18 protein-coding genes are annotated in these 22,597 nt (G+C 65.3%); 1 reads left to right on the top strand and 17 read right to left on the bottom strand.

Annotated elements, in window-relative coordinates:
* The 8 genes from csb2 to EET03_RS08795 all read right to left on the bottom strand — a co-directional run bounded on the left by csb2 (position 1) and on the right by EET03_RS08795 (position 10,331).
* A complete protein-coding gene (csb2, locus tag EET03_RS08830) occupies positions 1 to 1,383 on the bottom strand; it encodes a type I-G CRISPR-associated protein Csb2 (protein ID WP_075543688.1) in 1,383 nt (460 codons plus the stop codon).
* Positions 1,384 to 1,385: 2 nt separating this feature from the next.
* A complete protein-coding gene (gene cas7g, locus EET03_RS08825; RefSeq protein WP_075543676.1) occupies positions 1,386 to 2,345 on the bottom strand; it encodes a type I-G CRISPR-associated RAMP protein Csb1/Cas7g in 960 nt (319 codons plus the stop codon).
* Positions 2,342 to 4,438 carry a type I-G CRISPR-associated protein Cas8g1/Csx17 gene (cas8g1, locus tag EET03_RS08820; RefSeq protein WP_075543675.1) on the bottom strand — a complete coding sequence of 699 codons (2,097 nt, stop codon included), beginning with the start codon at positions 4,436 to 4,438 and terminating at the stop codon, positions 2,342 to 2,344. The genes cas7g and cas8g1 overlap by 4 nt, the downstream gene beginning before the upstream one ends.
* Positions 4,438 to 6,777: a CRISPR-associated helicase/endonuclease Cas3 gene (locus tag EET03_RS08815; protein ID WP_075543674.1), complete on the bottom strand. Its 2,340-nt coding sequence runs from the start codon at positions 6,775 to 6,777 to the stop codon at positions 4,438 to 4,440. Before EET03_RS08815 ends, cas8g1 begins: the two co-directional genes overlap by 1 nt.
* A gap of 139 nt (positions 6,778 to 6,916) precedes the next feature.
* Complete coding sequence (locus EET03_RS08810; protein WP_075543673.1) at positions 6,917 to 7,462, bottom strand: DUF1802 family protein; 546 nt, start codon at positions 7,460 to 7,462, stop codon at positions 6,917 to 6,919.
* Complete coding sequence (locus tag EET03_RS08805) at positions 7,459 to 7,728, bottom strand: DUF2277 family protein (protein WP_063471590.1); 270 nt, start codon at positions 7,726 to 7,728, stop codon at positions 7,459 to 7,461. Before EET03_RS08805 ends, EET03_RS08810 begins: the two co-directional genes overlap by 4 nt.
* Before the next feature lie 27 nt (positions 7,729 to 7,755).
* On the bottom strand, positions 7,756 to 8,994 hold the full coding sequence (locus tag EET03_RS08800) for a PPE family protein (protein WP_099194079.1): 1,239 nt from the start codon (positions 8,992 to 8,994) through the stop codon (positions 7,756 to 7,758).
* Between the two features lie 128 nt (positions 8,995 to 9,122).
* Positions 9,123 to 10,331, bottom strand: coding sequence for a PPE family protein (locus EET03_RS08795; protein WP_075543671.1), 1,209 nt, complete (start codon positions 10,329 to 10,331; stop codon positions 9,123 to 9,125).
* A gap of 285 nt (positions 10,332 to 10,616) precedes the next feature.
* Here EET03_RS08795 and EET03_RS08790 point away from each other — a divergent pair, with 285 nt between their 5' ends.
* Positions 10,617 to 11,366, top strand: coding sequence for an enoyl-CoA hydratase (locus EET03_RS08790; RefSeq protein ID WP_075543670.1), 750 nt, complete (start codon positions 10,617 to 10,619; stop codon positions 11,364 to 11,366).
* 515 nt (positions 11,367 to 11,881) lie between these two features.
* Here EET03_RS08790 and EET03_RS08785 read toward each other — a convergent pair.
* From EET03_RS08785 to EET03_RS32960, 9 genes are all read right to left on the bottom strand, one after another.
* Positions 11,882 to 12,964 (bottom strand): ABC transporter ATP-binding protein, encoded by a 1,083-nt coding sequence (locus tag EET03_RS08785; RefSeq protein WP_075543669.1) that lies wholly within the window; start codon positions 12,962 to 12,964, stop codon positions 11,882 to 11,884.
* Positions 12,957 to 14,270 (bottom strand): ABC transporter substrate-binding protein, encoded by a 1,314-nt coding sequence (locus EET03_RS08780; RefSeq protein WP_075543668.1) that lies wholly within the window; start codon positions 14,268 to 14,270, stop codon positions 12,957 to 12,959. Before EET03_RS08780 ends, EET03_RS08785 begins: the two co-directional genes overlap by 8 nt.
* A 6-nt stretch (positions 14,271 to 14,276) precedes the next feature.
* Positions 14,277 to 15,113, bottom strand: coding sequence for a carbohydrate ABC transporter permease (locus EET03_RS08775; RefSeq protein WP_063471596.1), 837 nt, complete (start codon positions 15,111 to 15,113; stop codon positions 14,277 to 14,279).
* Complete coding sequence (locus EET03_RS08770; protein ID WP_425271510.1) at positions 15,110 to 16,069, bottom strand: carbohydrate ABC transporter permease; 960 nt, start codon at positions 16,067 to 16,069, stop codon at positions 15,110 to 15,112. Before EET03_RS08770 ends, EET03_RS08775 begins: the two co-directional genes overlap by 4 nt.
* Before the next feature lie 18 nt (positions 16,070 to 16,087).
* The gene (locus tag EET03_RS08765; RefSeq protein ID WP_099194078.1) at positions 16,088 to 17,425 is read right to left on the bottom strand and encodes an MATE family efflux transporter; all 1,338 of its coding nucleotides are present in this window, start codon (positions 17,423 to 17,425) and stop codon (positions 16,088 to 16,090) included.
* Positions 17,426 to 17,431: 6 nt separating this feature from the next.
* Positions 17,432 to 18,445 carry a DHH family phosphoesterase gene (locus tag EET03_RS08760; RefSeq protein WP_075543666.1) on the bottom strand — a complete coding sequence of 338 codons (1,014 nt, stop codon included), beginning with the start codon at positions 18,443 to 18,445 and terminating at the stop codon, positions 17,432 to 17,434.
* On the bottom strand, positions 18,420 to 18,917 hold the full coding sequence (gene rbfA, locus EET03_RS08755) for a 30S ribosome-binding factor RbfA (RefSeq protein ID WP_075543665.1): 498 nt from the start codon (positions 18,915 to 18,917) through the stop codon (positions 18,420 to 18,422). Before rbfA ends, EET03_RS08760 begins: the two co-directional genes overlap by 26 nt.
* A 90-nt stretch (positions 18,918 to 19,007) precedes the next feature.
* The gene (infB, locus tag EET03_RS08750; protein ID WP_082274741.1) at positions 19,008 to 21,848 is read right to left on the bottom strand and encodes a translation initiation factor IF-2; all 2,841 of its coding nucleotides are present in this window, start codon (positions 21,846 to 21,848) and stop codon (positions 19,008 to 19,010) included.
* 88 nt (positions 21,849 to 21,936) lie between these two features.
* The gene (locus EET03_RS32960; protein ID WP_425271509.1) at positions 21,937 to 22,167 is read right to left on the bottom strand and encodes a YlxR family protein; all 231 of its coding nucleotides are present in this window, start codon (positions 22,165 to 22,167) and stop codon (positions 21,937 to 21,939) included.
* Positions 22,168 to 22,597 lie beyond the last annotated feature (430 nt).

Genomic DNA, 22,597 nt, shown 5'->3' with positions numbered 1-22,597 from the left:
TCAGCCCTCGGGCAGAAAGAGGCCGAGACCGAAGTGGCTCAGCCAGCCTAATGCGAGCGGTCCCCGAGTTGGGTGTGCGAAGCGGAGCCGGAGGAACTCAGCTGGGAGGTGCGCCTGACCCTGCCGTTTGTCCCCCCGCATACGTGCGCTGGGGCGGTGTCTGACGAACGCCGTCCATGGTCCGCCGACGAACTGGACATCGTCGGCTCGCCCGCGGCCGCGCAGCTCAAGTTCGCGCTGAATCTCGTTCGCGACGAAATTGCGCCAGTCGTCCCGGTTCTTCTTGGGGTATCGCGCGGGTGTGAACGGTGTTACCGCGCACCACGTTCTGGCCGGTCCGACGAACTCCGGGGCAACCTGCTCAACCATTCCGACCCCGGAAACCCGAACCTGGACGCGACGCTTGTAGTCGTAGAGTGTCCGAATATCGCACAAGGCGTTCAGCTCCTTGTCCGGAACCACACCGGGAACCCACACCACAAGCCCGGTCAAGCGCCGGTCGCGAAATACCGGAAGGTAGTGCGCATGCATCCCACCTTGCATCGGCGCGTTGTCAGAAGTCTTTCCGCCGAGCATGGTGCCTTCTTTGTTCTCACCGAGCTGCTTGATCGCTGCCTGACGCAGTAGGTCGGTATAGATGACAGCGTCGGTGTCCGGCGGGAGAGCGGCATGCAGGACATCAAATCTGACCGCGGTTACCGGAGCCCTCCGACGTCGGGGGACGGTTAGCTTGACCTCAGAAGGTTGATCAAGACCGTACGCGACAAGTCGCGAGCCCACCGGGAACCTGAGGCCGCTGCGACGCACCTCGGCAGGACGCGCAAGAAGGGTGTCTACAACCAAGGGGATCTCGGGCGAGAGAACCGAAGTGGCGTCTCGATAGTCGTCTACGCGTTCAGCAACGTCCAATGGCTTCCAGACTGCGTGTCCCGCAGGCTCCCAATCCGTTTCGATCGCACCAGTGCAGATGCTGTCCGCACGGCCGAAGTATGGAGTCGAATTAACTATGCGGCGCAACGCATTCTGCTCATCCACACCAATTTCGATTGCCCACCGAGCGACCAGTTGGTCCTCCGTGCCAAACACCGCGAACGCGTCGAGCGTTCGGTCCATCCCCTCCCTGGCATCCGGATAGTAGTGCCTGCTGTGCGAAATGTTGTGGGCCGGCACATAAAACGTAGGCGGTGTGGCAAGCTCGGAAAGCAGCTGGTGCACCACGGACTGTGGTATCTCCGGGCAGCGGGTCTGCCAGACGGCATATAGCATCCGCAGTAATCGCCACGGTGACGGTGGTAGTTCCACCGCGCCCTCATTCACATGCCGATCCCAGGGCGTCGCATGGTACCGCCCAAGCGGGAAGCTCAGTACCAATGTGGTCGGCATGGTCAGCCCTTCTTCCCCGACCACTCGACGGTAATCGCATCACCGTCACCGAACGCCCCGTCCGATTTGGCAATGAGATCTCGGAGAGCGCTTGTAAGCTCGTCGGCTGCCGGCAACTCGGGTCCGCGACGGGCAGTTACCGGCGACACCAACTCAAGGTCGCATGCTGTGCGCAGCCTCAGACCACCTTCGAGCAGATTGCGAATCTCCCAGAGCGCCAAGGTTTCCAAGGCCGTTGTTGCTGCCGGTGGCAACCCATAGGATCGGAGCAACTCAGCGTCGACGACGAATGAACCAACGATGCGCTTTGCCGTCCATTCCGTCCTGGAGAATGGCACGGACCCGTACCCCTCTGCGGTTCCACCCTCACCACCTTTGTCAAGCTGATGGCGGACACGGTCGGATTTGCGACCGCCGCTAACGGCGCGTTGTACGTCATGGGCTTCGATCACACCCGAGATCGCTCGCATGAATTTCGGCTGACCAAGCCAATTCTTGTGCGAGAAGAACACGCCGTGCAGCAGGCAGAACGGATCTAATTGTGCGACCGCCGCGGCCATTGCCCGATAATCAAGCGGCGTATCGGCCTTGAGGCCCAGACGGTTGCCAATGAAGTCGAACATGGATTGACCGTCCAGCATTGACGCGTGTACGAACGGTGACGCCAATCGATGCGCCTCCAGCCGGCTCGAAGTAAGGAATTCGCCGGTCTTCGCTCGAACCACACGGACCCAGGGCATCCCGGCCACCGCATCGACCGGACGGTTCTCCGCCTGGTTCCAGGCGGTCGCCTCAAGCCTGTTCGCCATCGATTGCACTGATTCGACCAGAAGCGCGTCGACTTCGTGGCCACCCTCGTACCTGGTGAAGGTGGCCGCACCAATGTCGGGAAACCCAGTGGGCTGAAACGTGCTTCCGGATATAGGCGTGAGTTCGGCATCATAGATGTAGCGCCCGCTCATGTAGTTACCTCCTGTACTAACTTGGTGTGGTGCGATCCGACGACGGCTACGCGGCCCAGGGCCGCACGTCTATCGGATGTCTTGGTGGTGAAAAGCAACGCGACCGCAAGCCGCCGGCCGTCGAAGGAGCCGCCACGCACGCTCACGACGTGCCGCACACCGGCAATGCGCAGCCTGCGAGACGCGTCCCGCAGGACGGCCCCAACTTGCCCGGCGATCAAGCGTGACGGCCAGTCGTGGCCTGGCCGGACGAAAAGCGATCGCGATTCGCCGTCTGTGTTGACGTAGTCCAGGGGAACCACACCCGTGAACAACACCACCAGATCAAGGGCAGGGTCGGACACTGATGTCGTCCCGGGCAGGTTCTCACCTCCGGTATACCGCCAGTCAACGCACGACAGGCCGAGAGTCAATGCTGCTGTCCGCTCGTCATCGATTGCGCCTTCGATGAACGGCTGAATATCACCAGAACGCAGTCTCAAGCCACGCTCGAATGCGATGCGTGCGCCGCGCACTGAGAACGCACAATCGGTGACCGTATCGTCAGTAGCGAGCGGAAAACTACGGCGTCGCGCGATATCGGCAAGGCCTGTGACGAGTCCACCGGCAAGGAGCGGATCTATCAACCACGCGCCGAATGTGCCTGCGTTGTCTCGGGAGGTTGCGAGCGCTAACGCGATTCGTAATTCACGATCATGGTGAATCACGTCCCGAAGTTGATCGAGCAGCTTTGCGCCGTGCGGGAAACTCAGCACGGGCAATTTGGCCTCGCGAACCTTTCCCGATCGGGATGCCGCGTATCGGCATCTACCGAGCGCGACAAATACTTCCACGAGCTCCGCTGGCTCGCCGGTGCACGCATGGTCGAAGATCGCCTGGTCGAGTGCGTTCAGCCGCGCGGCGATGTCTGAAGGCGGGTCGGACCGACGAAGTGTCTCACGCCAACGGTCCAGTGGGGCCAGCAGATCTACCCCACCGCGAACGCCCACCTCGATGCGGCCGGCAGGAACCGCGATCGGGTTCTGTCCTAGCCGGTCGACGAAAACATGCCGATGAAATGCCTTGATACCTCGATCTACGGCGAAAGTGGCTGCCGCACGCGCCATGTCGAGACCAGATCGCGCAGCACGAGAGTTCCAATCCGCGCGACCTTCGCCCAGCAGGTGCGCCACGTCAGGGATAGTGAGGGGTTTGGGCCATTCCGGTGCCCATAGTTCCGCAAGGGGACGCTCTCCTGATGCCGATGACGCGAAGCCCGCCGCCGAGCCCGCCACCTGGAACGGCAACGCCGCTCCTGGGTAGGCGGCCCCATGTCGGCGTACCACCGCGGTGGCGAACAGCAGCGTGCCTTCTATGACGAACAGAAATGTCCACGGATTGCCAACTGGATTGGGCTCGTCGGAAGCACCGACGCCGCCTGCGTCGAACTGGCCGGGCGAGTCTTTTGGCAGCGGGGCACGTGGGTGCCCGTCAAGCGCGGACGCCAGCCATGCAAGGCTGTCACGGTGCTCAAGGACGGTCCGAACCTGTTGAAGGTAGGTCGCCGAGAGGTCTTGGCGACCTAGGTTGCCGCCGGTGCCGAGCAGCCGGGAGTACGACGGGTCGTCGTCTTGCCCGAGCGCGATCGCGGCGTCCAGCCACGCGATCGCAGCATCGGGGAGTTCGTTCCGGCAAAGCCGCAGCACTTCCGGTTTTCGCTTCTTGTCCCACAGGTCCGCGATACCCAGTCGAAGCCCGTCACTGACGACTCGGTCGGCCTCGGCCACAGCTAGCCGTAGCGCCTCAAGCCGATTGTCGGTACTTTCGCGGACCCATTGCAGGATTCGCTCGGCCGCCGGACTCTTGCCATTGGCAGCGAATCCGGCCCCTGAATTCCACGGTGAGACAATCGATTCCGGCTCAAAGCTGGCGTGCAGCGCAACGTTCAGCTCATCGATGGTGGCGAACCGGCAGCGAAGAACGTATACACCTTGGCTCCAGCGACCTTGCGCATCAGAATCCAGAAGGCGATGTACGGCGCGATGCGCACCCAGGGCGGACAAGTACCCCGCCAGTGGCGTTACCCGACAGCCGTTCAGCACAAGTTCGGCCATCACATTCCTCCGTCCGCGCTGGCCTGCCAGTCGGCGGCTCGAACGACCGCCTCACAGAACGCAAGTCGGAAGGGACCAAGGTCGGCTCGATCGCGCAGGGCAAGCGCGCGGCTGGTCAGGGAACCAGCACCGTGTGTAGTCGGCTGTAGCGACAGTGTGACGGCCGGGATCTGTCTGCCGTCCAGCGCGAAACCTATTGTGCTGCTGCCGTCCTTGACACCCAGCATGACGCCCGGCCGCTCGTCGGACTTGCCGCGAATCGTCACTCGGACTTTTCCATGATGAGCGGCGACGAGGTATATGACCAAGTCGCGTTCCTCATGGTCGTCCAGCAGCCGCGTCGAGGCGTCCAGCAACCAAAGTGCGCTCGCCAGCTCATGACGAAAGTGGGGCGGATCGTGCCGCAGCGGCCGGTTACTCGGCGACTTGGCCCACGGCACTGCTTGTGCCGGGGGTGGTGTATCGAGATTGGCTTTCAGTAGCGATGCGGCGAAAGTCGGGTGCGCCTTGCCGAGGTCATGGAGCGATGCGGCGCGGACGATCGCGTCGCGCTGCTGGGCAGTGAGGTCTACGTTTGGCCCGAACCGCGGTATCAGCTCGCGCGCAGCGGCTTCGGTCTCAGCGAGATGTTCTTCCAGAGCTATCCACTGCGCGAACCCAACGGAAAGCGGATCGCGGTCAAAGGCATCCGGTGTCGTCGACGGCACAGTGATTGGCTCGACAGGCTCCCTACTGCGCCGGTCGAAGCCGCGTTCGGGTAGGTATCCGCCATATTGCGCGTCCAGTACAACCACTGCACCCGGGCGGACGTCGTCGCGCCGGACTAGCCGCCATGTGCCGTCTACCTGGTCCCAGATGCGGGCGCGTTTGGGTTCCGACTTGACCATGTCTTGGATGTCGGCGATCGGTGCCTGACACAGCTCGCTCCGGTCGGCGGTGGGCATGTCTTGAATTTCAAGATTGCGCCAGGCGACTGACACGGTTCGGTCGGTAGCATCGCGGATGAATGGGCTGACGTCAATGTCGTTACCGGCGAGATCGGGTGCCGTGTCAAACAAATCTAGAAGGTCGCGTTTGCGCAATACGGGATGGATCGGCCGAGTGACGGAGACTTGCTGCTCAGCCAGTTCACGGCCGGTCATCGCACGATCCTCGAGCCCGGCGAGTGCCGACGCAGCGGATCCGAGATCATCCGCCGCGTAAGGCAGGTGTGCCTTGGGGCCGATGGGCACCGTCCATAAGAGTCGTGCGTCGCCCGCGCGGCCATCGCGGTTGCATCGGCCGGCACGCTGGACGATCGACGGCCATGGCGCAACCTCGGTGATCAAGGTCTCCGAAGTCACGTCGACGCCAGCCTCGAGAACCTGGGTTGCGATGACGATCGTGCCCTGCGGGCCGGGTTCAGCCAGGCCGGCAGCCGTCTGAGATGCGCGGTCGGTGGGGCGGAACCGTGAATGCAACAACACAATGTTGGCGCTCGGGTTGAGGCGCTTTAGCTCGGCATGAACATCCATCGCTCGCTCGACCGTGTTCAGAACTACCAGGGTTCGCGTTGCAGGCCGATGCTCGGTGACCACCATTGCTGCCAGATTCGCCGAGTACTTTTTCGCATCGTCACCGAGGTGGAGTCGTCGAATAGTGCGGGTTGCCGCCATCCGCCGGGCGAGTTCCCCACCCTCGTCGGCCACGTCTACCACTGACAGTGGTCTGCGCAGGTCCACGGTGGATAGCTCTGCCACGTCGATGGTCGCCGACATCCACATCGACCGGCAGGGCACCGCAGTGCCGAAGGCCTCCCGCAGACCTTGTAATTGCAGCGAGGTTGGCAGCCCTGGTCCCATCAGCTGCACTTCGTCGAATACGAACTGCGTCCCACCGTTGAGTAAGCCGAAGCTCATCGGCCACGCGGCACGGGATTCCGCAAAGCCCCGCATCAACAACCGCGACAACACCATGTCCTGGGTGCCTACGAAGATCCGCTCGGTGTCCGGGTGCGCTTTCCACTCGGAGTCACGGCTGTCCTCGCCGCCCATCAACACATGCACCCCGGCTGGCGCGCCCAATGCGTCGACCCATCGACGCGCTGCGTCGACAGTTTGTTCTACGAGGGTGCGCTGCGGCAGCACCACGACCAACCAGTGGGGTGTCTTAGCGCGCACGGCCGGATCGGGATGGGCGATCCGGCGGTATAGCCATGGCAAGATCGCTGCCAGCGTCTTTCCCGATCCAGTTGGCGCGCGAAGTACATCTGGTAGTCCTGACTGCGCCAGTGCCGTTTGGTACGGGTACGGCCGGGCAAACCCTCCTGTCGCCATAGCGACAAACTCTTCGAAAGTCACAGCTTCATCTCCGTCGTCTAGCTCAAGGCGCTGTGAGACAAAAGCTACGACGAGGGTCCGACAAGTAGTGGCGAAACTCTAGAAGTTCGTGACCTGGCGTACCTTCGGCAATTCCCGGCTGTTGCTTCCCGCCGGCCCGTCAGCCGACCGCGTCGCGAACCCTGGCGGCGACCTCGGCTAGCACCGCGTCGTCATGCACCGGCGTCGCCAGACTCGCCGCAATCGGCAACTGAACCCAGCTGGTGCAACCGGCGTACTCGGGGATGCGGGTGACCTGGACGGCCTCGGTGAGCGGGATCGCGGACACCACCAGGACGGCCAGCTTGTGCTTGGGCCGGAAGTCGAGCCGGTCCGCGCGGATCGACTCGGCGGTCCAGATATGCAGATCCTGAATGTCGTCCAGCCCCTCTGGCCGGTTAACCTGCAGTGCTGCAACGACTTTCGCCGCAGCCCGAACCACCAGACGCTCGTCGGTGCTGTCGGCAGCCGCGGGAGCCAGCAAGTCGCGGTGCTCGGGCCGAACCCGCTGCGCGTGGCTATGCGCGACCGTCGGGAACAACAAGAACTCTCCGGCCGCCACCTCGAACCGCTTCTCGCCGATGCCGCCCTTGCGCAACAGCACGGTTTGACGACCGTCCAGCAGCGCGTGCACGGCCGCACTCCATTCCTTCAGCGCAGGGGTCACTGGGATCTCGCCACGCGGGCCAGCACCTCGGGGCGGCGCAGCGGCGGCACACTCTTGGGTGGCTGACGCCGCGCCGGCAGCGCGGCCAGCAACCGCGTCGTCGTCGCCGTCACTTCCGCAACCGCGGCTTCGAACGCTTCGGCATTGGCGGCTGACGGGCGGGTGATACCGCTGACCTTGCGCACATACTGGCGGGCGGCGGCCGCGATCTCGACAGCCGTGGCCGGGGGTTCCAGGCCGCGCAGTTCGGTGATGTTCCGGCACATGTCTCAACGATAGGGCGCGTATCCGCGCTACCCGGCAGACGGTGAGCGCTGCATCACTCGATACCGGAATCCGTATCGCTGGTCAGCCGCGGCGTGCTTGCCGGCCGCTGTCATCGGCATGCCCTGCAGGTAGGCGTTCGCCTTCGCGTTTGCCAGGGAGCCGATGATGTCGAACTCCTGATCCAAGGGGGCGGCGTGCAGCGCCCGAAGGCTGGCATCCCAACCGCCCGGCGTCGACAAGGACCCGATCGAGCCGGCCTTGCCCATCACCGCCGACACCGGTCTGGCCAGACGGTCGAGGCGTTCCCAATACTGTTCGGGCACCGCTGCCGCCCCACCCGCCCCGGCACCCGGCGGCGCCCCGAAGCGAAGTTTCGGACCCCAGCTGTCAAGAACCGAAGACCCTGAGTCGCCGGCGCCGCCCGGGCTCCCCGGTACGGTTTGCTGTGCGATCGAGGCAATGAACTGTGCCATCCCCATCCCGAAATAGCTCAGGCCGGCCAGCCGGACCAGCGCAGTCCGTTCCGCGGGGGTGATGTCGGGGAGCAGCGCCTCGAGCCATTGTGCGAATGCCGCGTATCCCGGGAACCACGTGTTCGACGACAGTCGTGCCAGCGCGTGCGATATCGACGGAGTGGAGGCGAGCCCCCAAATCTTTGCCGATAGTGCCGCACCCGCAGATGCCGCGGCGACTTCGGCCACCGCGGCCGTTTGCCGAAGTGGTCCGCTCAGACCGGTTGTCGTCGGCGGAGGGTTAAACGGAGTCAGCACGGTGGCGGTTGCCGACGAGCCGGCATAGCCGTACATTGCGGCGGCGTCTTGGGCCCACATCTCGGCGTATTCAGCTTCGGTGGCCGCGATCGCCGGGGTGTTCTGCCCGAAGAAGTTCGTGGCGACGAGCGTCATCAGCAAGACGCGGTTGGCGCCAACCGCCGGCGGGGGCACCGTCATGGCGAAGGCTGTTTCGTAGGCGGCGGCGGCCACCCGGGCCTGGCTGGCGGTGAGTTCGGCCTGGATTGCGGTGGCGCTGAGCCATGTCACATACGGGGCGGCAGCGGCCATCATCGAAGCCGCCGCCGGACCGATCCATGCTGCGCCGGTCAGCTCGGAGATCACCGACGAGTAGCCCGACGCCATCGCGCCCAGCTCACCTGCCAGCGCATCCCAAGCCGCGGCTGCTGCCAGCATGGATCCCGAACCTGGACCGGCATACATCCGCGCGGAATTGATCTCCGGGGGCAGCGCCCCGTAATCGCCGCACATCATCGGCGTCTCCGTGACTGCGGATCGTCACCTGCGGACAAGACCCGCAGCCGCAGAATCGTCACGGCGCAGGCGTTGACCCGCGGGCCAGGTTTTCGGCCGCTCGGTGCCGTATCGGTAGCCATCAGTTGTTATCCGGCGAACGGCGGACGCGCCATGACAGTGGGGCGGACACCGTATCGCGGACCGGAACCAGTCGCGCCGTGCCCCGCCGGACCGGTGAGCGGCATGCCGCCCAACAGGTTTCCGGCACCGCCGCCGTCGGGCGCGAATTTGAACGTTTCGACCGGCATACGCGCCGGCATGGACTCGACGTCCGGCAGGGCCTGCGCCCACGAGGGTGGAACCGACAGCCGGCCGATCGACCCGGCATGGCCCAAACCGGCCGATACCTGCCCGCCGCCGCCCACCAGGTTCCCCAAACCCGCTAAACCGCCCTGCGCCGCGCCGCCGGCGGCGGCCGCGGCCGAGGTGGCGCCACCGAGCAACCCCAAAGTCTTGCTCGACTGAACAAAGTTGTTCGCCATGCCGATGCTGAAATAGGGCAAGCCCTCGGTGTTGTAGAGGAAGCTGGCGTATGGCTGCAAGTCGGTCAGCAATGCCGCAATCGACGTGGGAAATGTGGACGTTCCGAACAGGATCTGCCACAGCCACGCCAGCGGTGAACTCGACACCGCCGAAGCAACCGGCGTAGCGAGCCCTTGCAACATCGTGGGAATCCCCGAAATCAGACGGGCAAGGGCTGACTGGCTGGCGCCGGCCGAGGTGGCGGCGGCGTGCGCGACCGCAGCGGTTTGGCCGGATGTGCCGGCGGGGTTGACGATGTGCGGCGGCTGCTTGAACGGGGTCAGGGTCGTGGCGGACCCGGTAGCGGCGGCGTACTCGAACATGGCGGTGGCGTCCTGGGCCCACATCTGGCCGTACTGGGCTTCCAAAGCCGCGATCGCCGAGGTGTTTTGGCCGTAGACGTTCGACTGCACCAGCTCGGCCAACTGCAGACGGTTGGCCAGGATCGCCGGCGGTGGCACCATCGCAGCAAAGGCGTTCTCGTAGGCGGCCGCCGAGGCTCTCGCCTGCATGGCCGTCTGCTCGGCTTGTGCGGCGGTGGCCCGCATCCAGACAACATAGGGAGCGACGGCGGCGGCCATCGCCGTCGATGCCGGGCCCAACCATCCTTCCCCGGCCAGCTGGTTGACCAGCGTTTCATAACCGGCTGCCGCGGAATCTAATTCGGCTGCCAGCGCGCTCCAGGCCGATGCCGCAGCTGTCATCGACATCGACCCCGGACCGGTATACATGCGCGCAGAGTTGACTTCCGGTGGTAAGCCGCCATAATCCATTCGCGTCGTCTCCTTAGTGAGGACGTGGCGGCATCGGTGTTGCTGCTTGGTCCACCGCCCATCCCGCACAGTGAGCAAAGTCACACTGTTGCGTACACAACAGTTGTTACTTGCACTTGTTAATCAGTTGAAGCGAAGCGTAGCTTTCTTCGGACCGAACGTCCAACCCGGTTGACAATTGTTCATCGGACGTACATTGCCCAGCCATTCCCAGCCATTCCCAGCCATTCACGGGTGCGGCGGTGCAGCCCGTCGGCGCCATCCGCAACTGGCTACGGTTGCCCTATGACCGACGACATCCTGCTGATCCACACGGACGAGCGGATCCGCACCTTGACCCTTAACCGCCCCCAGTCCCGCAATGCGCTGTCGGCGGCGCTGCGGGATCGCTTCTTCGGGGCTCTGTCCGAAGCCGACGACAACGACGACGTCGACGTCATCGTCCTTACGGGCGCCGATCCGGTGTTCTGCGCGGGCCTAGACCTCAAGGAGCTGGGCGGCCAATCGGCATTGCCGGACATCTCACCGCGCTGGCCGGCCATGGCCAAGCCGGTGATCGGCGCCATCAACGGCGCGGCGGTGACCGGCGGGCTCGAGCTGGCGCTGTACTGCGACATCCTGATCGCCTCGGAGCACGCCCGCTTCGCCGACACCCATGCCCGGGTGGGTCTGCTGCCGACCTGGGGGCTCAGCGTGCGGCTGCCGCAGAAGGTTGGTGTGGGTATGGCCCGCCGGATGAGCCTAACCGGCGACTACCTTTCCGCCGCCGACGCGCTGCGGGCCGGCCTGGTTACCGAGGTCGTGCCGCACGACGAACTGCTGCCCGCCGCCCGCCGCGTCGCGGCGTCCATCGTCGGCAACAACCAGAACGCGGTGCGCGCACTGCTGGCGTCCTACCACCGCATCGACGACTCCCACACCAGTGCCGGGCTGTGGTTGGAAGCCATGGCTGCCAGGCAATTTCGCACCAGCGGCGACGACATCGCCGCAAACCGGGAGGCCGTGCTGCAACGCGGACGCTCCCAGGTGCGCTAGCAGCCGACTCGGCTCGTATCGGGGGTTCTGCTGGGACTGCGATCGGTTGGATTGCGGTTTCGGCTTCGGAACCGCCGTTGCCCAGTTGGGTGGGGCACCAGCGTGGTTCTCGTTCATCGAGGCTGAAACCACTACGACCGCCATCGGCGTGTCGTGTGCGTGGTTGCAGTGTCGCGGCTACCAGCGGGCGGCCAATAAGGGAATGCGCGTCCTCATTGGTCACATGGGTCACATGGGTCACGCAGGCACCGCCCGTCGGCATTAGACGATCCACTGCGGCGATCTGGCACGTGACGTATCGCAGTCGCAAACCGTCAATATCAAATGCCTAAATTGAGCCGACTGAATTTGGGACGCTGTTACGCGGAGGGCGCACCATCCGCCACCTTCGTATCCGCCGACAGCCAAGAGTGTCCGTTGTTCCCGCCTACCGACGATACCGCAAGGGGCACAAAGTATTTGCCGGTGGAACGGGCCGGATGAGGACCACCCGACGTCGGTATGGCCATCGATCCTCAGCGGATACGAGTCCCGGTCCGGCTGTCGAAGAAGCACACCTCTTGCGGGTGCGGCAGGATCCCCAGCGTGTCGTCTACCCTGACCGCGGTGTGGCGGTCGGTGCGGACCACGATCCGCGGCCCACGTAACGCCCAGCCCTGCTGCTCGAGCGGGCTTGCATACACAAAGGATTCGAACCCCAACTCCTCCACCAACTCTGCACGGACACTCAACGATCCCGCAGTGTCAGCCGGCACGACATCCCAGGACTCCGGCCGGATGCCGACCAGCACCTGCCCGACCGCGCCGCGCGGAGCCGGAATCGCCAGCCCGGGCGACGTCAGCGCACCATTGCTCACGGTGGCCTCGATGAGGTTCATTGCCGGTGCCCCGATGAACGTTGCCACGAATGTGTTGACCGGGTCGTCATACAGCGTGCGAGGGCCGTCGACCTGTTGCAGCACACCGTCTTTGAGCACGGCAACTCGATCACCCATGGTCATCGCCTCCACCTGGTCATGGGTGACGTAGACGGTGGTGGTGCCCAGCTGACGCTGCAGCCCGGAGATCTGCGACCTGGTACTCACCCGCAACTTGGCATCCAGATTCGACAGCGGTTCGTCCATGCAGAACACCCGCGGCCGCCGCACGATCGCCCGTCCCATCGCCACCCGTTGACGCTGCCCACCGGAGAGCTTCGACGGCTTACGATCAAGCAGCTCAGTCAATTCCAGCATGTCGGCGACCTCGAGCACTCGCTGCCGAGTGGCTGCGCGCGACATCCCGCCGTTTCGCAGGGCAAACCCCATGTTGGCAGCCACGGTCATGTTCGGGTACAGCGCATAGTTCTGGAAAACCATCGCTACGTCGCGTTCCCGTGGCGGCAGCTGCGTCACGTCCACACCACCGATAGTGATCTGGCCACTTTCGACCGATTCCAGCCCGGCCAGTAGCCGAAGGACCGTGGACTTGCCGCAACCGGAGGGGCCGACGAGGACCAGAAATTCGCCGTCGGCAATATCGAGGTCCAGGTTGACGACGGCTGGCACGTCGGCGCCGGGATAGCGATGGGTCACTGCGGAATACCGAATGTCAGCCATGACCGGGTAGCTTTCGCTTGATTTGCCGGTCGAGGATGATTTTCAGTTGCTGGTTGATGTCGGCGAAGGTTGACGTGACGTCGGCTCCTTTCAGCCCAATGGATTCCAGGCCGGTCGAGATGATGCGGTTACCGCCGGGCAGGAAAACGCGTGCGTAATCTTGCGGGCGGGTGTGTGGAAGCTGGTCCAGCGCCACTCGGGCGCGGGGGTTTGCCGCCAGGTATTGCTGCTCGCTCGGGTCGTCGACAGCGGACTTTCGGACGGGCAGATAGCCGGTGCGCTGACTGAAATACGCGGTGTTGGCCGCATTGGTGACGAATTCGATGAACTTGAGCGCGTTGACTTTTCGTTCGTGGGAAAGCTTGGTGGGAATCGCCAGCCCCGCCCCGCCGGTCGGGCAGCCGGGCGTTCCGCCCGGACCGGTGGGCAGTGGCGACACCCCGAAATTGAAGCGGGCAGCTGCGGTGATGCCGACTAAGGCGCCGGTCGATGCCAGGGCCGAGGCCACGATGCCGGTGGCGAACTCATTGTTGATATCGTTGGCGATCGCCGCATACCCCTTGCGATGGATGGAATCCCGGTAAAAGTTGCCGGCCGCGATGGTGGCCGGGTCGGTGAACTTCAGCGTCCACTCGTCGGAGTAGGCACCGCCGAATGTCCAGTTCGGCCCCTGGAACGTCCAGGAGATGAGCGTGTCGTTGGCCCAGCCGTGTGCCCAGTTGCCAGCCGTCACGGCACGCTGCAGGTGGGGGCCCCACTCGTCGAATTCTTGCCAGGTTTGCGGCCCGCGATCCGGAAGGCCGACACGGTCCCATACCGCCTTGTTGTAGTAGAACAGCGGCGTCGAGCGGGCATACGGCAAGGCATAGTGTCGGCCGTTGAACTCGTAGTCGGCCAACAGTGAGTCGACGTAATCGCTTGTGTCCACCCTGACTTCGCCGAGCAGGTCTTCCAGCGGGGTGATCGCACCGCTCAGGGCGAAATGGAACCACCAGATGTCGTCCAGCAACACGACGTCGGGCACATCGGTACCGATCAGCGCCGCGTTGAACTTCTGCACGACCTCCTCGTAGTCCTTGCCGGCGTCGATCAGCTTGGCCGGCAAATCCGGAAAGCAGCTCTGAAAGCGATTGATCAACTCCTTCTCCACCGCGGTGGATGAGCCGGGATGGCAAGACCAGAAGGTAATTGGACCGGAGCCCGACTTCACCCCCCCGCTGCCGCCCATCCCCGCACACCCGGCCGTCGCTCCCGCGGCAGCGGCACCTGCCAGCGCGAGGAACCGTCGGCGGCTTACCGGATTCATGGCACCCTAACCCTTGACCGCACCTGACGTGAGGCCCTTGATCATTTGGCGTTGCAGGACAACAAAGATCAGCAAGATCGGCAACATCGCCAGCAGCGTCACCGCCATCACCGGACCCCAGTTGGTGATGCCCTCGGCCTGTTGGAGAAAGGTCAGTCCCACCGGCAGCGGCGCCACCGATTCGTCGTCAGACATCAGGAACGGCCACAGGTACTCATTCCATTCGTTGACCACGGTAATGATGCCGAAGGCCACCATGGTGGGTCCCGACATCGGCAACACCACCCGCAACAGAAGTTGCCACCAGCGCGCGCCATCCATTCTGGCCGCTTCGACGATCTCGGGAGGTAGCGACAGAAAGTGGTTGCGCATCAGGAACGTTCCGAAAGCGACACCGGCCAGCGGCAAGATGATGCCGGGAAAAGTGTTGCGCAGACCCAGTTGTGAGATCAGCGCATAATTGGAAATCACGGTGATCTGGTTGGGCACCATCAGCGCGGCGATGATCAGCAGGAACACCGCATTCTTGCCCGGAAACCGCACGAACACCAAGCCGAACGCGCTGAGCACGCCGAGCATGAACTTCACCACTGCCAGCGCCGACGTGATGACGACCGAGTTGCGCAGGAAGGTCCAGAACGGAATCTGCTCGGTCGCCGTTCGGTAATTCTGCGGATGCCAGCGCGGCGGCCACCACGTCGTGGGCTGCGAATAGATGTCGGGCTGGTCCTTGAATGAGGTGAAGAACACAAACACCAGCGGCCCGGCGATCAATACGACGACCAGCGACATCGCGGCATAACCGAGCAACCGCGCGGTCGCGCGACGGCCTGGTGACGTCATTGCCGCTGCCCCCTATCCATGACTCGCACCTGGTAATAGGTGATGGCCAGCAGCACCACGAACATGATGGTGGCGACGGTGGCGCCGTAACCGGCCCGGAAGTTGCGAAACGTCTCCAGATACACCTGGTAGACCATGGTTGTGGTACCGGTGCCCTGCGGGCCGCCACGTGTCATGACGTTGATCACGTCGAATACCTGCAACGAGTTGATCAGCACGGTGATCGACAAAAAGAAGGTGGTGGGACGTAGCTGGGGCAACAGCACCCGGCGAAACGTGGTCCACCGGCTGGCGCCATCGATTTCGGCCGCCTCCAACAGATCTCGGCGCACCCCTTGCAACGCCGCCAGGTAGATGACGAAGGTGTATCCGAGGTTCTTCCAGACATAGGTGACGGTCACCATGAACATCGCCCAGTGCGCATCCTGGTAAAAGTTGGGTACGTCGACTCCGATGCGCTGCAACAGGTCCTGTACCAGACCGAAGTGCGGATCGAAGACGAACTGGGCCGCCAGGCCAACGGCCGCCCCCGAGATCACGAACGGCGCGAATACCGTCGAGCGCACCAGGTTTCGGCCACGCAACGGTTGATCGAGCAGCATGGCCAGCACCAGCCCCAACACCATCGAGCCCACCACCGCGGCGGTGGTGAACACTGCCGTGTTGAGCACGATCTGGCGGGTGTCGTCGCGGGCGAACCACTCGGCGTAGTTGGAGAACCCGACGTAGTCGGCTTTGGGGTCGGAGACGTTCCAGTCGAAGAACGACAATCTGATGTTGTCGGCCAGTGGGCGGTAGATGAAGAGCAGCAGCAGCCCCACATTCGGGCCCACCAGGACAACGAACAGCGCGTAGTCCCGCCACGGCCGGTGGCGCGCTCGGCGCGCGTCCGGGAGGAGGGGGGTCACCGGCGCAGTGTATCGGCCGGTTGAATAGACGGACCCAACGACAGCCATCACGGCAATGCCGGCGCGTCAGACCGTCCCCGTCAGTGCCCACCGGCCGCTGATCGTCCGCCATCCGACGAAGAGCAGCCGCAGCGCGACGAACGTGGCCAGGCCCGACCAGATGCCCGCCAGCCCCCAGCCGTACACCAACGACAGCCAGGTCAGCGGCAGAAAGCCAATCAGTGCGCTGACGACGGTGGCGGTGCGCATGAAGGCAGCGTCACCCGCCCCCAGCAACACCCCGTCGAGCGCGAAAACCATTCCGGCGAAGGGTAATTGGGCCACCAGGAACCACCAGGGCACCGCGATCGCGGCAAGCACCGATCGGTCATGGGTGAACAGCGAGGGCAGCAGCGGGGCCCCTACCCCTAATGCGGTCGCGAGCACGCCCGCCGCCAGCAGCGAAAAGACCGTCACCCGCCAGGCCACCGACTTCGCGTGCGCAACGTCACCGGCACCCAGGGCAGCGCCGACCAGCGCCTGCGCCGCGATGGCCAGCGAATCGAGAACCAGGGCAAGGAAACCCCACAACTGCAGTACCACCTGGTGTGCCGCGAGCGCGGCGGCGCCGAACCTCGCGGCCACCGCCGCAGCCGAGACGAAACACGCCTGGAAGGCCAGACCCCGCACGATCAGGTCGCGCGCCATGACCAGTTGTGCGCGCAGCACCGGCCAATGGATCCGCAGCGGCACCCGCTCGGCCAGCAACGCACCCCCGAACAGCAGCGCCGCCAGCCACTGACCAACCAGATTGGCCACCGCGGAACCGGACAACCCCAGCCGCGGCATGCCCAACCAGCCGTAGACCAGCAGCGGGCACAGCAGTGCCGACAGCCCGAAACCCGCGACCACATAGCGCAGCGGCCGCATGGTGTCCTGCACCCCACGCATCCAGCCGTTTCCGGCGAGCGAAACCAGAATCGCCGGCACCCCCAGGATCGCGATCCGCAGCCACGGCAGCGCCGCCTCCGAGATATCCGAAATGCCCGTGCCGCCCGGCCCGGCGATCACCGACACCACTGGCACCGCCGCGGCTTCGACCACGACGACCGTCAATCCGCCGAGACCCACCGCCAACCAGGTTGCCTGCACGCCCTCGGTGACGGCCGCCGCCCGATCGGCGGCCCCGAAGTGGCGCGCCGAGCGAGCGGTCGTGCCGTAAGACAGAAACGTCGCCTGCGAACCGACCATGCCGAGCACCAGGCTGCCGATCGCCAGACCCGCGAGCGACAACGCCCCGAGCCGACCCACCACGGCGGTATCGAAGAGCAGGTACAACGGCTCAGCCGCCAGCACACCCAGCGCGGGTAGGGCCAGCGCCGCGATTCGCCGGCCGAGAACGCTCGACCGTCGGGCGTCACTCAACGACGGTTAGCCCAGAGCAGCGAGCAGTGACGCCACAACATCGTCGATCGAGCCGCTGGCCGAATAGCCGGCTGCCAGTTGGTGGCCACCGCCTCCGAACCGCGCGGCGACGGACGTCAAGTCGATGTCCTTCTTGGCCCGCATCGACACCGACCACTGTCGTGGTTCGACCTCCTTCAACACCGCCGCCACTTCGGCCTGCTGGGTGGTGCGCACGATGTCGACAATGCTCTCCACTTCTTCCTGACGCGCCCGGAGGAATTCCCGGTTGTCGACGACCACGTAGACCAGCCCCCGGCCATCGACCGCGCCGGGCACCAGTTGCGCCGAGCCCAGCACCCGCGACAACATCGGCAACCATTCGAACGGGTGGGTGTCCATCAAGGTCCGGCTGACGGCCGCATTGTCGACGCCAATCTCGACCAGGCGCGCCGCCAGCCGATAGCCGCGCGCACTGGCCCACCGGAACGACCCGGTGTCCGTGGTCAATCCGGCGTAGATGCAATGAGCGACGTCCACGTCGATCGGCTTGCCCCAGGCGTCGAGAAGGTCGGCGATCATCATCGTGGTGGAGTCTGCCGACAGGTCGATGAAGTTCGCGGTGCCGAACGCATCATTGGAAGCGTGGTGGTCGATCACCAGCACATCCCGGCCGGGACCGGCCAGGTCACTCAGCCCGCCGAGCCGCCGGACGCTCGGTACGTCCACGGTCACGGCCAAATCGACATCGCGACGCATCGCATCCGGGCTCACCAGCAGGTGGCACCCGGGCAACGACGCCAGCGACTCCGGCAGTGTCGCCGGCGCCCAGAAACTCACCTCGACCTGCTTTCCGCACTTGTCCAACACCAAGGCCAGCGCCAATCCGGCGCCGATAGCGTCCGCGTCGGGATGAACGTGGGCGATCACCGCGACGCTGGCGGCGGCCGACAGCAACTCGACGGCGCCGAGGGCATCGACACGCGCCCCCGGGCAGCTCGGCACCTCGGCCAGCTCAGTCTCTCGATCGGTCGTGGTCACCGGTGTCCCCAGCCTCGATCCGATCGCTAAGTCCCCCGGAAGCCCCTGCATCACGGTACGGGTCGGCATCGCCGGCCGGCTTGGCGCCCTGCCGAACCCGCGCCAAGTCGGCGTCGGCGGCACGGGCGCGCGCCAACAACTCCTCCATCCGATGCACGGTGTCGGAGGTGGTGTCCCGGGTGAACGTCAAGGTGGGTGTGAAACGCACCCCGGTACCGGCTCCGACCTTGGTGCGCAGCACACCCTTGGCCCGGTCCAGCGCGGCGGCCGCGGCGGCGTAGTCCGGCTCGTCGTCCAGCGTGGGGCCCATCACCGTGTAGTACACGGTCGCGTCGTGCAGGTCGGCGGTCACCTTGGCGTCGGTGATGGTCACCCCGGCAAGTCCCGGATCCTTGATCTCGTACTCGATCGCCGACGCGACGATGGTGGTGATCCGTTTGGCCAGTCGGCGTGCCCGTGCCGGGTCAGCCATCCCCGCGGCCCCTCACGATTGCACCGCCTCGCCCCCGCACGCGGGTGGTACCCCCACCGCATCGCTCTCGCTCTGCATCGTCGGCGCCGGTCACGAGCGTTCCTTTTGAACCAGCTCGTAGGACTCGATGACGTCGCCTTCCTTGATGTCGGAGTAGCCCAGTGTCAAACCGCACTCGAAGCCCTCGCGAACCTCGGTCACGTCGTCCTTTTCCCGCCGCAGCGATTGGATCGAGAGGTTCTCGGCGACCACGATGTTGTCCCGCAACAGTCGGGCCTTGGCATTGCGGCGCACCACACCCGAGGTGATCATGCAGCCGGCGATCAGGCCGACCTTCGACGAACGGAACAACGCCCGGATCTGGGCACGACCCAGCTCGACCTCTTCGTAGATCGGCTTGAGCATGCCACGCAGCGCCTGCTCAATCTCGTCGATCGCCTGGTAGATGACCGAGTAGTAGCGGATCTCGACACCTTCGCGGTTAGCCAGCTCGGTGGCCTTGCCCTCGGCGCGCACATTGAACCCGATGATGATCGCGTCGGAGGCCGACGCCAGGTTGACGTTGGTCTCGGTGATGCCGCCGACGCCGCGGTCGATGACGCGCAGCGCCACCTCGTCGTCGACCTGGATACCCATCAGGGCCTCTTCCAGCGCCTCGACGGTACCGGCGTTGTCGCCCTTGAGGATCAGGTTGAGCTGGCTGGTCTCCTTCAGCGCCGAGTCCAGGTCCTCCAGGCTGATCCGCTTACGGCTGCGCGCGGCCATGGCGTTGCGCTTGCGGGCGCTGCGCCGGTCGGCGATCTGGCGCGCAATCCGGTCCTCGTCGACGACCAGGAAGTTGTCGCCGGCCCCGGGCACCGAGGTGAAGCCGATGACCTGGACCGGACGCGACGGCAATGCCGCTTCGATGTCGTCGCCGTGTTCGTCGACCATCCGGCGGACCCGGCCGTAGGCGTCGCCGGCGACCACCGAGTCGCCGACCCGCAACGTGCCGCGCTGCACCAACACCGTGGCGACCGGCCCGCGGCCGCGGTCCAGGTGCGCCTCGATGGCCACACCCTGGGCCTCCATGTCGGGGTTGGCGCGCAGGTCCAGTGCGGCGTCGGCGGTCAGCAGCACCGCTTCCAACAGCTGTTCGATATTGGTGCCGTTCTTGGCCGAGATGTCGACGAACATGGTGTCGCCGCCGAAGTCCTCGGCAACCAGGCCGTACTCGGTGAGCTGGGCCCGGATCTTGGCCGGGTCGGCGCCCTCCTTGTCGATCTTGTTGACCGCGACCACGATCGGCACGTCGGCGGCCTGGGCGTGGTTGATGGCCTCAACCGTCTGCGGCATCACGCCGTCGTCGGCCGCAACCACCAGGATGGCGATGTCGGTGGCTTTGGCACCGCGGGCACGCATGGCGGTGAACGCCTCGTGACCCGGGGTGTCGATGAAGGTGATCAGCCGCTCGCTACCGTCGAGGTCGACACTGACCTGGTAGGCCCCGATGTGCTGGGTGATGCCGCCGGCCTCGCCCTCGCGAACATTGGCCTTACGGATGGTGTCCAGCAGCCGAGTCTTACCGTGGTCGACGTGGCCCATCACGGTCACGACCGGCGGCCGGGTCTGCAAATCGGTCTCGTCTCCGGTGTCCTCGCCGTAGGAGAGGTCAAACGACTCCAGCAGCTCGCGGTCCTCGTCCTCGGGGCTGACCACCTGGACGTTGTAGTTCATCTCGCTGCCCAGCAGCTCGAGGGTCTCGTCACCGACCGACTGGGTGGCGGTCACCATCTCCCCGAGGTTGAACAGCGCCTGCACCAGCGCGGCCGGGTTGGCGTCGATCTTCTCTGCAAAGTCGGACAGTGACGCGCCGCGGGCCAGCCGGATCGTCTCGCCGTTGCCGTGCGGCAACCGCACGCCGCCGACAACCGGGGCCTGCATCGAGTCATATTCCTGGCGCTTCTGCCGCTTGGACTTGCGGCCGCGCCGGGGTGCGCCGCCCGGACGGCCGAACGCGCCGGCCGCGCCGCCGCGCTGGCCTGGACGGCCACCGCCGCCGGGGCCGCCGCCGCCACCGCCGGGACGGCCGCGGAATCCGGTCCCGGGTGCGGCACCCACGCCACCGCCGCCGCCGCGATAGTTACCGCCGCCGCCGTCCGAACGGCCACCGGGGCCGCCGGGCCGGCCGCCGCCGGGTCGCGCCGCGCCGGTACGTGGCGGGCGTGGCCCACCGGCCGCGCCGCCGGGACGTGGCGGCATGCTGCCGGGTGAGGCGCCCGGGCGCGGTGCCCCAGGACGCGCCGCTCCGGGGCGCGGAGCCGGCGGACGCGGAATGGGCCGGTCGGCCGGTTGCGCCGAGGAGAACGGGTTGTTGCCGACACGCGGGGTCCGGACGCCGGGCTTGGGCGCCGGTCCGGGACGCGCGCCGGGAGCCATGCCGGGATGAGGTGCCGGGGAGCTGGGCGGCTGGCCCGGTGGCGGCGTCGCCGGTTGTCCGGGTTGCGGCGCCTTCGGAGGCGCGTGAGTCGCGGTGGCAGCCGACGGGCGGGGTGTGGCTCGGGTGGGCGAAGTTGCCGTCTTCCCCGAGTCGGCGGCCCTATCGGGTGCGACGGCCGTCGGTGCGCCGTTGCCGGCCACCTTGGCAATCGCCTTGTCGAGGGCTTGGTCAAGGGACTGGTCAGCGGCTTTGCCACCATCCGTGCCGGGCACGGCCACCGGGGCCTTGGCGGCAGCTCGATCGGGGCCTTTCTCCGGACCCTTGGCGGGGGCCTTGTCGGGGGCCGGTTTGGCGCCACCGAACGATTCACGCAGCCGGCGGGCGACGGGCGCCTCTACTGTCGACGATGCGGATTTGACGAATTCGCCCTGTTCACTCAGTCGGGCGAGCACTTCCTTGCTGGTAACACCGAGTTCCTTGGCCAACTCGTGTACGCGGGCCTTACCTGCCACTACATCTCCTGTCTATGAGGCGACGACAGTTTTAGGCCGCGCCTCGGGTTTAGCTATGACACATTGTCATCGGGACTTCACGGTGTGCTCATGTTCGTTGCTGCCTGTTCTGTTGCTCAGTGGGAAACCCACTGATGTGTTCGACCACCGCTGATGTATCCGGTGAACCGGTGATGCGCAGCGCTCTGGTGAAAGCCCTCCGCCGAATTGCTTGTTGTAGGCACCGCGGTTCGGGATGCAGCCATGCACCCCGCCCCGGCAGCCTTCTGCTTGGGTCAACGATCACGACGTAGTTGCCGTTCCCGGTTGACTCAGCCACCACTCGAAGCAGTTCGACGGCCAACTCTCGCTTCCGGCACCCGACGCACGTCCGCACCGGTCCGCAGGGACTGTCGGAGCATCTGTGCGCCGCCACCGAAGGCTCGCGCTGGATCACGGCTAAGTCTAGCGTCACCGAACCGGCCGTCAGAACCACCCGGGGATGGCGTTATGGTTCCGACGCCGACCGCTGATATAGATCGGGGTGGTCCTTCACAAACGCCTCCGGAGGTGTCAGGAAGGGATCTGTAAGTGATTCCTTTTTGAGGTCCGTGTGTTGGCGCACGCGGGTTTCCTGACACGTCCCCGGAGGTGTTGTTATGTCTGTGCATCTTGCCCCAGTCACGTTGTCCACGATCGTCGTTGCCGTCGATGTCGGCAAGACCTCGGCGGTGCTCTCGGCGACCGATAGCGCCCGTCATCGTGTGTTC

The organism is Mycobacterium innocens (genome assembly GCF_900566055.1).
Taxonomy (GTDB): Bacteria; Actinomycetota; Actinomycetes; order Mycobacteriales; family Mycobacteriaceae; genus Mycobacterium; species Mycobacterium innocens.
Note: the sequence above shows the minus strand (reverse complement) of the source record. Positions and strands in the feature narration are given on the sequence as shown.

What these genes read in the sequence shown, in the direction of transcription:
- csb2 (WP_075543688.1), bottom strand. Translation starts at nt 1,383, where the DNA reads ATGCCGACCACATTGGTACTGAGCTTCCCGCTTGGGCGGTACCATGCG.
- cas7g (WP_075543676.1), bottom strand. Translation starts at nt 2,345, where the DNA reads ATGAGCGGGCGCTACATCTATGATGCCGAACTCACGCCTATATCCGGA.
- cas8g1 (WP_075543675.1), bottom strand. Translation starts at nt 4,438, where the DNA reads ATGGCCGAACTTGTGCTGAACGGCTGTCGGGTAACGCCACTGGCGGGG.
- EET03_RS08805 (WP_063471590.1), bottom strand. Translation starts at nt 7,728, where the DNA reads ATGTGCCGGAACATCACCGAACTGCGCGGCCTGGAACCCCCGGCCACG.
- EET03_RS08800 (WP_099194079.1), bottom strand. Translation starts at nt 8,994, where the DNA reads ATGATGTGCGGCGATTACGGGGCGCTGCCCCCGGAGATCAATTCCGCG.
- EET03_RS08795 (WP_075543671.1), bottom strand. Translation starts at nt 10,331, where the DNA reads ATGGATTATGGCGGCTTACCACCGGAAGTCAACTCTGCGCGCATGTAT.
- EET03_RS08790 (WP_075543670.1), top strand. Translation starts at nt 10,617, where the DNA reads ATGACCGACGACATCCTGCTGATCCACACGGACGAGCGGATCCGCACC.
- EET03_RS08785 (WP_075543669.1), bottom strand. Translation starts at nt 12,964, where the DNA reads ATGGCTGACATTCGGTATTCCGCAGTGACCCATCGCTATCCCGGCGCC.
- EET03_RS08780 (WP_075543668.1), bottom strand. Translation starts at nt 14,270, where the DNA reads ATGAATCCGGTAAGCCGCCGACGGTTCCTCGCGCTGGCAGGTGCCGCT.
- EET03_RS08775 (WP_063471596.1), bottom strand. Translation starts at nt 15,113, where the DNA reads ATGACGTCACCAGGCCGTCGCGCGACCGCGCGGTTGCTCGGTTATGCC.
- EET03_RS08770 (WP_425271510.1), bottom strand. Translation starts at nt 16,069, where the DNA reads ATGGCTGTCGTTGGGTCCGTCTATTCAACCGGCCGATACACTGCGCCG.
- rbfA (WP_075543665.1), bottom strand. Translation starts at nt 18,917, where the DNA reads ATGGCTGACCCGGCACGGGCACGCCGACTGGCCAAACGGATCACCACC.